The sequence below is a fragment of the Georgenia sp. genome (assembly GCF_054605595.1).
The window spans coordinates 1-10,479 of the sequence record NZ_JBTSDU010000112.1; the positions used below are offsets into that span (position 1 = coordinate 1).

General features: G+C 72.0%; 7 protein-coding genes and 1 pseudogene. 4 read left to right on the forward strand and 4 right to left on the reverse strand.

Annotated features, from left to right (window positions below; genetic code table 11):
* The 3 genes and pseudogenes from ACYC1Z_RS11940 to ACYC1Z_RS11950 form a co-directional block, all read right to left on the reverse strand.
* A pseudogene (locus tag ACYC1Z_RS11940) lies at positions 1-1,284 on the reverse strand (multicopper oxidase domain-containing protein); the annotation flags it as partial.
* The gene (locus ACYC1Z_RS11945) at positions 1,235-2,704 is read right to left on the reverse strand and encodes a hypothetical protein (protein WP_461409751.1); all 1,470 of its coding nucleotides are present in this window, start codon (positions 2,702-2,704) and stop codon (positions 1,235-1,237) included. The gene ACYC1Z_RS11945 and the pseudogene ACYC1Z_RS11940, both read right to left, overlap by 50 nt.
* An 86-nt stretch (positions 2,705-2,790) precedes the next feature.
* Positions 2,791-3,906, reverse strand: a complete 1,116-nt coding sequence (locus tag ACYC1Z_RS11950) for a helix-turn-helix transcriptional regulator (protein ID WP_461409752.1) — start codon at positions 3,904-3,906, stop codon at positions 2,791-2,793.
* Positions 3,907-4,262: 356 nt separating this feature from the next.
* Between ACYC1Z_RS11950 and ACYC1Z_RS11955 the strand changes: the two genes are divergently transcribed.
* The 4 genes from ACYC1Z_RS11955 to ACYC1Z_RS11970 all read left to right on the forward strand — a co-directional run bounded on the left by ACYC1Z_RS11955 (position 4,263) and on the right by ACYC1Z_RS11970 (position 8,980).
* Entirely contained in the window at positions 4,263-5,618 is a 1,356-nt protein-coding gene (locus tag ACYC1Z_RS11955; protein WP_461409753.1) for a quaternary amine ABC transporter ATP-binding protein, read from the forward strand.
* A complete protein-coding gene (locus ACYC1Z_RS11960; protein WP_461409754.1) occupies positions 5,615-6,487 on the forward strand; it encodes an ABC transporter permease in 873 nt (290 codons plus the stop codon). Before ACYC1Z_RS11955 ends, ACYC1Z_RS11960 begins: the two co-directional genes overlap by 4 nt.
* Positions 6,488-6,597: 110 nt before the next feature.
* Positions 6,598-7,533, forward strand: coding sequence for a glycine betaine ABC transporter substrate-binding protein (locus ACYC1Z_RS11965; protein WP_461409755.1), 936 nt, complete (start codon positions 6,598-6,600; stop codon positions 7,531-7,533).
* 484 nt (positions 7,534-8,017) lie between these two features.
* Positions 8,018-8,980 carry a type IV toxin-antitoxin system AbiEi family antitoxin domain-containing protein gene (locus ACYC1Z_RS11970; RefSeq protein ID WP_461409756.1) on the forward strand — a complete coding sequence of 321 codons (963 nt, stop codon included), beginning with the start codon at positions 8,018-8,020 and terminating at the stop codon, positions 8,978-8,980.
* A gap of 413 nt (positions 8,981-9,393) precedes the next feature.
* Here the strand turns inward: ACYC1Z_RS11970 and ACYC1Z_RS11975 are convergent, their stop codons facing one another.
* Positions 9,394-10,341 carry a cation diffusion facilitator family transporter gene (locus tag ACYC1Z_RS11975; protein WP_461409757.1) on the reverse strand — a complete coding sequence of 316 codons (948 nt, stop codon included), beginning with the start codon at positions 10,339-10,341 and terminating at the stop codon, positions 9,394-9,396.
* Between the last annotated feature and the right edge of the window lie 138 nt (positions 10,342-10,479).

The window sequence follows — 10,479 nt, forward strand, 5'->3', positions numbered from 1 at the left end:
GAAGGTGGCGAGCGCCCCCAGACCCAGCATCGACGTCGTCACCCGCACCAGGGAGGGCACCGGCAGGAGGAACGCGGCGAGGCAGAGGTTGACGATGACCACCCGCGCGACGGCGCCGCGGTCCATCTCCTCGTTGACGGCGCGGACCACGGCGGGGCCGCCGCCGAGCATGACGGGGGCCAGGTAGCTCAGGGCGCCGAGCAGGATCTGCAGCGCGAAGCCCGCGGCGAACGGGGCGCGGAGAACGCCGAGGGCGCTCACCGCGGCCGGCCAGTCCGCGGCCGTCGCCACGCCGACGCCGAGGGCGACGACGGAGAACGCGAACCAGGCGATGCCGGCGATCGCCGAGTGGGTGGCGAAGGAGCGCGGCGGCTTGGTGCGCGCGATCGTCACCATCGGCGCCACCAGCAGGCCGATGCCCACGAGGTAGGCAAGGGCGCCGAGTGCCACGAGCGGGCGCAGCCCGGTCGCCGCGGCCACGTCGACGGCGAGGACGCCACCGAGGAGGACCCACATCGCCCGCCCGGCCTGGACCGGGGCACCGGGCACCATCTTGGTGCGCAGCATGGTCGGCCAGAGCACCACCAGCGTGCCGAGCACGGTCATACCCACGAAGCCGAGCAGCATCGTGCCGACGTGGGCGACGTAGAGCTGGCCCTGCACGGTCGCGTCCACGGTGGTGCGGGCCAGGAAGATCCCGATGACCGCGCCGGTCGCGAGCGCGGCGCCGGCGACGACGTAGTAGCGCGAGAGCGCGCCGAAGCGGGCCATGATCGCCCCGCGCCGCTGGCGCAGGACCACCCCGGCGTGCACGACGGCGGCGAGCGCGACGAGTGCGCCGCCGGCCGTCACGAGCGCGTCCCGGTTGGTCGTCATGCCGGCGATGACGGTGATGGCGCCGACGTTGTACACGGCCAGGCGCACCACCATGAACGGTTGTCCGCCGGGGGCGGGGCGGCCGAGGAGCGTGTCGGCGAAGTGCCCGGACCAGATGAGGATCGCCGAGCCGACGGCGCCGAGCAGCACCATGTGGGTCAGCAGCCAGATCGACTCGGGCATCCAGCGGTGCACCACGGCGACCACGAACGCCGCGACGAACCAGGCGGCGACGACCGCGTTGGCACGGGCGTGCCAGGTGCGCCGGTCCAGGCCGGATCGCCCCGCGCCGCCGGTGCGGCCACCACCGCCAGGACGCCCGCCACCGCCGCTCGGGTCCGGGTGGGCGCCGGTGGGCTCACCGGAGGTGCTGGTCTGCGGGGCGGGCGGCCCCACCGGGATGGTCACGAAGGGGCTCCTTGGGCAGGGCAGAGGTAGGGGCTGAGACGGGGGCAGAGGTAGGAGTGGGAGTGGGAGTGGGAGCAGAGGCACGCATGTGGGCAGTCGCAGAGGTAGAGGTGGAGGTGGAGGTGGAGGTGGAGGTGGAGGTGGAGGTGGAGGTGGAGGCGGGATCGGCAGCGGCAGCGGGATCGGGCGCGGGAGCAGCAGCGGCAGCGGGATCGGGCGCGGGAGCAGCAGCGGAGGCAGGAGCGGGGGCAGAGGCAGGAATGTGGGCAGGGGCAACGGACTCGGCAGCGGTAGGAGCAGGCGCGGGTGGCGTGGTGGCGGGCGCGGAGCGTACGGCCGGCCTGGCGGTGAGCACCGACCAGGCGGCGATGACGACGAAGGCGAGCAACGCCACGATGTTGGCGACCCCGCCCACCTGGACGGCCCACTCGATGTCGCGCGCGTCGCCCACACCCAGGCGCAGCAGCAGCGAGGCGTGGAGCAGGACGGCCGGGGCGTACATCACCGGCCGGTACGGCAGCGGGCGGCGCAGCACGGCGGGGAAGATCACGGGGGCGTGGGCCATGATCATCGAGATGACGTAGCCGAGCATGATGGCGTGGAGGACGGCGTCGTAGGCGCGCCCCTCGGTCACGGCGCCGCCGAGCGTCCAGATGGCGCCGCCGACCGCGAGCCAGCCGTAGCCGGCGAGCAGGCAGACGGCGATGAACCGCGGCAGCCCGGTGGCGTGGACGGTACGCCGGGCCACGTCGTTGGCGGCGAGCCAGCCGGCGGCCGCCAGGAGGCTCAGCCCCACGAGCGTGAAGCCGAGCTCGGGCGCGATCAGGGCGAGGGCAGCGGCGGCCACCGTCGCGATCGCGATGCCGAGCGCGGTGTTGCTGGTGCGGGCGGAGAGAACCTCCAGCCGGGCGAGCTCGAGCCGCTCGCCGAAGATGGTCAGGACGAGGTAGCCGGCCAGCCACGGGGTGAGCGCCGGGACGGGGACGCCGCCCGCCCAGAGCAGCGCGGCGCCCAGCGCCATGACCGCCCCGAGCACCTGGATGGTGACGGCGGCGGCGGGCTGGCGGGCGAGCAGGTTGCGGTAGACGAGCAGCAGCAGGATCTGGCCCAGGACCAGCAGACCCTGTCCGACGGCGAGGGGCACCGGCAGGATCAGCGCGAGCGCACCGAGCCCGGACGCGGCGGGCGCCGCGAACGCCCACGGCCGCCCCAGCGCGACGGCGCGCTCCAGGGAGATGACGGTGCCGACGAAGCCGAGCACCATGAGCAGGCCGTGGATGTCCGGCAGCCGGTCGATCGCGAGCGCGGGGCCGAGGTACTGCGGCAGGCCGAGCAGCCCGAGCGCGGCGTCGAGCCCGAAGATCATCGCGACGGCGCCGGGGACGAGGAAGGCGAGCCGGAAGCCGGTGCGGTGACGCAACGGCCGCACGGAACCTCGGGTCGTTGCGCCGGCGGTCCCCGTGCGCACCGGGGACGCCGGGGGCCTCGGCTGGTGGAGGGGCGCGGTCACGTGGGCCACATCCCCGGGGCGCCGATCCGCAGGCCATCGTCGACGGCGGCGTCGGTCGCCCCGCTCGTCGCACCGGCGGCACTCACGACGCCGGTCGCCGACCCGCGCACGACACCGGTCACCGACCCGCTCGTCACGCCCGTCGCCGCCTCGCTCGTCGCGTCGGTGGCACGCACGACGCCGGAAGTCGCCCTGCTCGTAGAGCCGGTGCCCGTCGTCGGGCCGGCTCCGGCGCCGTCGCGCCCGGGCCCACCGCGAGCGGCGACATACAGCAGGCAGGCCCCCGGCTCGACGAACGCGTCGAGCCGGACGTCGTCGGCGGGCACGTCCGCCGTCGCCAGGATCTCGCGCGCCATACCCAGGTGGGCGGCGCACACGACCTCCGGCCGCTCGGTGGCGAGCGCGAGCACGGGGCAGCGCGGCAACCGGAGCGTCTCGGTGCCGCCCACCTCGTCGACGGAGTACTCCGGGTCGAAGCCCGAGCGGTCGAGCAGTCGCTGCAGGTACCCGACGGGGGCGGTTACCTTGCGGGCCCCGCCGCGAGTGCCGCCGTCGCCCGGTCCGCCACCTCCGTGCCGACGATCGCCCGGCCCGCCGCGACGGACCGGGGCCCGCCCGGACCCGGCGGCGTCCGGGCCGTGCGCGACGTTGTCGCGATCGAGGATGGCCTGGCCCCAGGCCCGGCCGGCCTCGTGCGCGTGCCGGCGCAGAACCGGCCCGGCGGGGATGACGCGCGTGAGGTAGGTGACGAGCACCTGGGCGAGCACGGCGTACTCCGGGCTCGAGAACGACCCCTCGGGCGTGTACGTGTACGCGGAGGCGGGGCGGCCGCGCCCCGCGGGCGGGAGCTGGTCACGGCTGGCGAGGTGGGCGCGTACCAGCGCGTCGAGGTGCTCGCGAACCGTGTTGGGGTGCTGGCCGAGCCGCGCGGCCACCACCGCCACCGTCATCGGCCGCTGCGTCTCGACAAGCAGGTCGAGGACGGTGCGGCGCGGCCCGGAGAGCTGCTCGCGCCGGGTCGACGTCGTGGGCAGCGGACCCAATTTACTCATAGAAGGACCGTAGTAATTATGCGCGTCGTCGTCCAGCGCGCCGGCCGTGACGCAGACCACGGGTGTCCGTTCCGGGACGCGAGACTGGTCACAACAGGGTAACGATCTCACCTCGCTTTCATCCACGCCTTTCCCCGCGCTGGCAACGGAAAACCCATGTCTATCCACTTAATCCCCCCTTCATCGAAAGATGCGCATGGCGCCGAAATTTGCGACCATGAGGAGTCCATTCCCGTGGTCGCGGTGCAGCCGCCCCGTGGCAGCGCCGCCCACCGGCGCGCTCCACGGCTGGCACGCCGGGCCCAGGACCGTCCCGTGGCCACTCCCTGCCGGGGACGACCCATGAACATGCGCGCGGCCGGCGGCGTCACGACCTGACGCCGCCCGGTCGTGTCCGAACCCGTGATGAGGTGAACGTGAGCGCCATCAGCGCTGAGCACGTCTACAAGGTTTTCGGTAGACGAGCACCCGAGGCCGTCAAGCGCCTGCAGGCCGGCAAGAGCCGCGACGAGGTCAAGCCGCTCGGCACGGCCGCCGTCATCGACGCGTCCTTCGAGGTGGACAAGGGCGAGACGTTCGTCGTCATGGGCCTGTCCGGCTCGGGCAAGTCCACGCTGATCCGGATGCTCAACGGGCTCCTGCCGTCGACGTCCGGCCGCGTCCTCATCGACGGCGCCGACATCTCCGACGTCTCCCCCGCCGAGCTGCGCGCCATCCGCCAGAAGAAGGTCTCGATGGTCTTCCAGCACTTCGCGCTGATGCCGCACCGCACCGTGCTCGACAACGCTGCCTACCCGCTCGAGATCCAGGGCGTCGGCAAGACGGAACGGCGCGAGCGGGCCGCCCATTCGCTCCAGATGACCGGACTCGGCGGTTGGGAGGACTCCCTGCCCGCCCAGCTCTCCGGCGGCATGCGCCAGCGCGTCGGCCTGGCCAGGGCCCTCGCCGCGGACACCGACATCCTGCTCATGGACGAGGCGTTCTCCGCGCTCGACCCGCTCATCCGGCGCGAGATGCAGGACCAGCTCGTCGAGCTGCAGGCCACGCTCGGCAAGACGATCGTCTTCATCACGCACGACCTCAACGAGGCCATGCGCCTGGGGGACCGCATCGCCGTCATGCGGGACGGACGCATCGTGCAGATCGACACCGCCGAGCAGATCCTCTCCTACCCCGCCGACGACTACGTCGCCCGGTTCATCGCGGACGTGGACCGGTCGCGGGTGCTGACGGCGCAGACGTTCATGAGCCGTCCGGTGGTGACGATCCCGCTCACGAGCGGCCTGCAGGTGGCCCTGCGCGAGATGCGCCAGGTCCAGGTCTCCGCGGCCTACGTCGTGGACCGGCACCGCGTGCTGCACGGGTCGGTCTACGACGACGAGCTCCTCGCCGCGCACCGCCAGGGCACCAAGAACCTCGACACCCTGGTGCACCCGGACACCTCCGCCGTCGGACCCGACACCCCGCTGGCAGAGATGTTCGCCCCGGCGGCCGAGGCCCGCCTCCCGCTGGCCGTGGTCGACGACGAGCGCCGCCTCCTCGGCGTCGTCCCGCGCGTCGCGCTGCTCGATGCCATGTCCCCGACGACCTCCGCGAGCAGCGCGCCGAGCCCCGAGCCCGCACCGACCGGCGCAGCAGACGCCGTCAGCGACGCCGGACACCCGGCACCCACCGTCGGCGACACCGGACACCCGGCACCCACCGTCGACCTGCCCACCGAGGGCACCACGCCGGTGGACACCCCGGGCACCGACGAAGGGGGGACCCGATGAACGGGGAGTTCTTCCGCATCCCGCTCGGTGACTGGGCCGAGAGTTTCGTCGAGTGGCTGACGAACAGCTTCGCCGGCTTCTTCGACGTCCTCCGGGCCATCCTCGAGGCGGGCTTCGACGGCGCCAACCTGATCCTCAGCAGCCCACCGTTCTGGATCGTCGCGATCGTGCTGGCCGTGCTCGCCTACTGGGCCAAGGGCAAGCGGCTGGCGGTCGCCAGCCTCGTCGGCTTCGCCATCATCGTGGGCGTGGACCAGTGGGAGAACGCGATGGCCACCCTCGCGCTGGTCATCGTGGCGAGCCTGATCGCCATCGTCATCGGCATCCCGGTCGGCATCTGGGCCGCCCGCAACAACACGGTGGCCGCCGTCGTCCGACCGATCCTCGATTTTCTCCAGACGATGCCCGCCTTCGTCTATCTCATCCCGGCCGTGCTCATCATCGGCGTCGGCGTGGAGCCGGGGATCGTCGCCACCATCGTCTTCGCGGTGGCCCCCGGCGTGCGCATGACCCAGCTCGGCATCCGACAGGTCGACCAGGAGGTCGTCGAGGCGGGCGCCGCCTTCGGCGCGACGCCGGGGCGCATCCTGCGCCAGATCCAGCTGCCGCTGGCCATGCCGACGATCATGGCGGGGCTCAACCAGGTCATCATGCTGTCCCTGTCCATGGTCGTCATCTCCGGCATGGTCGGGGCTCCCGGGCTCGGCCAGCCGGTCGTGCAGTCGCTGTCCAGCCTCAACATCGGGCTCGGCGTCGAGGCGGGACTGGCCGTCGTGATCCTGGCGATGTTCCTCGACCGGGTCACCGCTGCCCTGGGAAACCGCTCCGCCGTCTCCCGCGCCCTGCAGACGCGCGCTGCCGACGACTGACCCTCTCGGCCCGGCCCGGGTGGCACCCGCTGCCGCACCGCCGGGCCATCACACCTGCCACACCGACCAACAACCAGAGCGTCCCCTGCGCTCACGGAAGGAAAACGGATATGCAGAACACGAAGCGACGCGGGGTAGCCCTCGCACTGACCGCGGCCCTCGCCTTCACACTTGCCGCCTGCGGCTCGGCGAACGAGCCGAAGGCGCCCGCAGCCGACACCTCGGGCGAGGCGGCCGCGACCGGCGCCAGCGCACCCGAGGACGCCGAGCCGATCACCATCGGCCTCTTCAACTGGGAGGAGGCGATCGCGGCCTCCTACCTGTGGGAGAACATCCTCACCGACGCCGGCTACGAGGTGAACCTCGAGACCGCCGACCCGGCCGTCATCTTCGCCGGTACCGCCTCGGGCGAGTACGACGTCAACTTCGACACCTGGTTGCCGCTGACCCACGCCGATTACAAGGACCGGTTCGGCGACGACATGGAGGAGCTCGGCATGTGGCTCGAGGACGCCCCGCTGACCGTTGCGGTCAACGAGGACGCCCCGATCACCTCCCTCGCCGAGCTGGCCGACAACGCCGACGCGTTCGGCAACCGCATCGTCGGCATCGAGGCCGGGGCGGGCCTGACCAAGCAGCTCAACGAGTCCGCCATCCCGACCTATGGGCTGGAGAACATGGACTTCGTCACCTCGTCGACGCCGGCGATGCTCGCCGAGCTGCGCTCCGCCATCGAGGGCGGCGAGAACATCGCCGTCACCCTGTGGCGCCCGCACTGGGCCTACGATGAGTTCCCGATCCGGGACCTCGAGGACCCCGAGGGGGCGATGGGCCAGCCCGACGACATCTACGCCTACGGCACCGCCGGCTTCTCCGAGGAGTACCCGCAGGTCGCCGAGTGGATCGGCAAGTTCAAGATGACCCACGAGACCATCGCCGAGCTCGAGAACGTCATGTTCAACGAGTTCGGGGGCTCCGACAACGAGGGGGCCGTCGCCCAGTGGGTCGCGGATAACCCCGACTTCGTCAAGGGCATCACCGGCTGACGCACCCGCCCGTCACACACGCCGGGCGACGGCCGGCCGGTCACGCATGCTGACGGCCGGCCTGTCACGCATGCTGACGGCCAGCCTGTTCACCGGCCCGGCGCCGCCTGACCGGCACGTCACATACACCGACGGCCAGCCGGCCTCTTCACCGGCCCAGCGCCACCTGACTGGCACGTCACACACCCCGACGGCCAGCCGGCCTCTTCACCGGCCCAGCGCCACCTGACCGGCACGTCACACACACCGACGGCCAGCCGGCCTCTTCACCGGCCCAGCGCCACCTGACCGGCCGGCAGCCGGTACACCGATGGCCCGCGGTCCTCGACCGCGGGCCATCGGCATCTCCGAAGGTTGGTCCGGCTGCGGCCGGGCACTGTCCGGCTGCATCCGGGCACTCCACCCGTTCCCGGGCGACTGCTTTGTCCACAGGCGAGCGCCCACCCGCAGCGCGCACCTCATCACCCTCGCCACGCTGTCTGCCATGGCCAACGCAGATCTCCGTGCTATCGAGCGCCTCGCCCGAGGTCAGGACCAGGTCGTCTCCCGCCGTCAGCTCCTCGAGCTCGGGGCAAGCCATGACTGGATCCGTCGCCAGATCCGCAACCAACGCTGGCAGCGCGTCTTCCCTGGCGTCTATGCCATCCACACCGGCCGGCCGACCTGGCGTACGCGCGCCCGGGCGGCGCTCATCTATGCGGGCCCGGGAGCCGCCCTCAGCCACTCCAGCGCCGCATACCACCACCTGCTCCGTGACCGGCCCGGCTCGGTGATCGTGGTCAGCGTGCCGGCCAACCGCCGGGTCCGTCCCCAACCGGGCCTCGTCGTCCGGATCCGCAACCGCATGCCGCCGTCGGGCGGACGCCTGCGTGCGATCTTCGAGGTCGAGACGATCCTGGACATGGCCAACCTGAGGACCACGAGCGAGGACGACGTCGTCGCGCTCGTCTGCGCACTCGCGAAGCGCAACTTCTCCATGACCGAGCTGGAGGCCGCCGTGCGCGCGCGCAGCAGACTTCGCCATCGACGCCTGCTCCTGGACCTTGGGCACCTCGTCGAGCACGGTATCGAGTCTCCGCTGGAGTTTCGATACCACGGCATCGAACGGCGGCACGGCCTGCCGGTCTCGGTGCTCCAGGAGCGGCAGCTCGTGCACCACCTCTGGCTACGAGCGGACTGCCGCTACCACGGGTTCCGGGTGCGGGTGGAGCTGGACGGACAGCTCGCGCACCCCGGTGGTCGAACCGACGCGGACACCATGCGCGACAACATCGTGCTGATCGCGAGCGACGAGATCACGCTGCGGTTCAGGTGGCGTCACGTCGTTGCTGCGCCGTGCGAGGTGGCCGAGCAGGTGACTCTCGCGCTGTGGTCCCGTGGATGGACGGGGCGGCCGACGCCGTGTGGCCCGCGCTGTGTGCTGCATCGGCTGACAAGGGCCACATGACGTGTGCGACAGCCCGACCCCGTCGCGCGTGAGCCGCTCTCGTGGCGCCCAGGCACACCTACCAGTCGCAGGCCAGCCCCCGTCGAGCGGGCGAGCGACACGCGGGGACACGCTACTCGCCAACCCCGCAGGGCGGACGTTGAGCGAAGACAAACGACTGATAGTCATGTCAAAGTCTTCGCGCAACAAGTTGGGCTGGGCGCGGCGCGTGGGATGGGCCGCAGCAGTTGCGATGGCCCCGGCACGTGGGATCGCCCGCAGCACGTGGGATCGCCCGCAACAGTTGGGCTGGGCGCGGCGCGCGGGATGGGCCGCAGCAGTTGCGATGGCCCCGGCACGTGGGATCGCCCGCAACAGTTGAAATGGCCGGCGTAGCGCGTGTGCGGCGGGTGGTGACGGGGAGCAGGAACCGCTCAGGCCGCCGGCGGTCCGCCCTGCGCGGTGACATCGACGCCCCGGAGCAGATCGGGCTCGAGGTAGATCTGCGCCTTGAGCGGCACGGCCGCGCGCACCCGTGACTCGGCGGCGTCGATCGCTCGGGCGACCTCCTCCGCAGTCGCACCCGGCGCCACCGCGACCTTGGCGGCGACGAGGACGTCGTCGGGGCCGAGGTGCATGGTGCGCATGTGGATGACGGACTCGACCCCGTCCCCGACCAGTGCGGCCTCGATGGCCCGGCGGTGCTCCGGCAGAGCGGACTCGCCGATGAGCATCGAGGTCATCTCCCTCGCCAGGAAGGCGGCGACGAGCACGAGCAGCACGCCGATCGCCGCGGAACCCACGGCGTCCCAGCGACCGTCACCGGTCCCCAGCGTCATACCCACGCCGAAGAGGCCGAAGACGAGGCCGAGGAGCGCGCCGGTGTCCTCCAGGATGATCACCGGGATCTCCGGTGAGCGGGACGCCTTGACGAACTCGAACAGGGACATGTCCCCGCGGACGCGGGTGGCCTCCTGGACCGCGGTGCGCAGCGCGAACCCCTCCATGACCATCGCGAGCAGCAGGACGGCGATGGGCACCCACTGCCAGGAGTCGATGGGATGGGGGTCGGCGAACTTGTGCCAGGCCTCGTACAGCGCGAAGAGGCCACCGAGTGTGAAGAGCACGATGGAGACGACGAACGCGGCCACGTAGCGCACCCGCCCGTAGCCGAACTGGTGGACGGCGGATGCCCGGCGCGTGGCCCGCTTCCCACCGATCAGCAGCAGGAGCTGGTTGGAGGAGTCGGCGACGGAGTGCACGGACTCGGCGAGCATCGAGCTCGACCCGGTGAGCAGGTAGCCCATGAACTTCGCGACGGCGATGCCGACGTTCGCCGCGAGCGCGGTGACGACCGCCCTGGTGCCACTTCCGGATGCCATGGTGCTCCCCGACGTTCCACGGGGACCGGTTCCGGCCCCGCAGGACAGGTTAGTGGCGCGAGGCGGGCTGGGTTGCCCCGAGGCGCGGGGCGGGCGGCGCAGGCGAGTAGCGCGAGGCGGGATGGGTTACCCCAGGGG

What these genes read in the sequence shown, in the direction of transcription:
- ACYC1Z_RS11960 (WP_461409754.1), top strand. Translation starts at nt 5,615, where the DNA reads ATGAACGGGGAGTTCTTCCGCATCCCGCTCGGTGACTGGGCCGAGAGT.
- ACYC1Z_RS11965 (WP_461409755.1), top strand. Translation starts at nt 6,598, where the DNA reads ATGCAGAACACGAAGCGACGCGGGGTAGCCCTCGCACTGACCGCGGCC.
- ACYC1Z_RS11970 (WP_461409756.1), top strand. Translation starts at nt 8,018, where the DNA reads ATGGCCAACGCAGATCTCCGTGCTATCGAGCGCCTCGCCCGAGGTCAG.
- ACYC1Z_RS11975 (WP_461409757.1), bottom strand. Translation starts at nt 10,341, where the DNA reads ATGGCATCCGGAAGTGGCACCAGGGCGGTCGTCACCGCGCTCGCGGCG.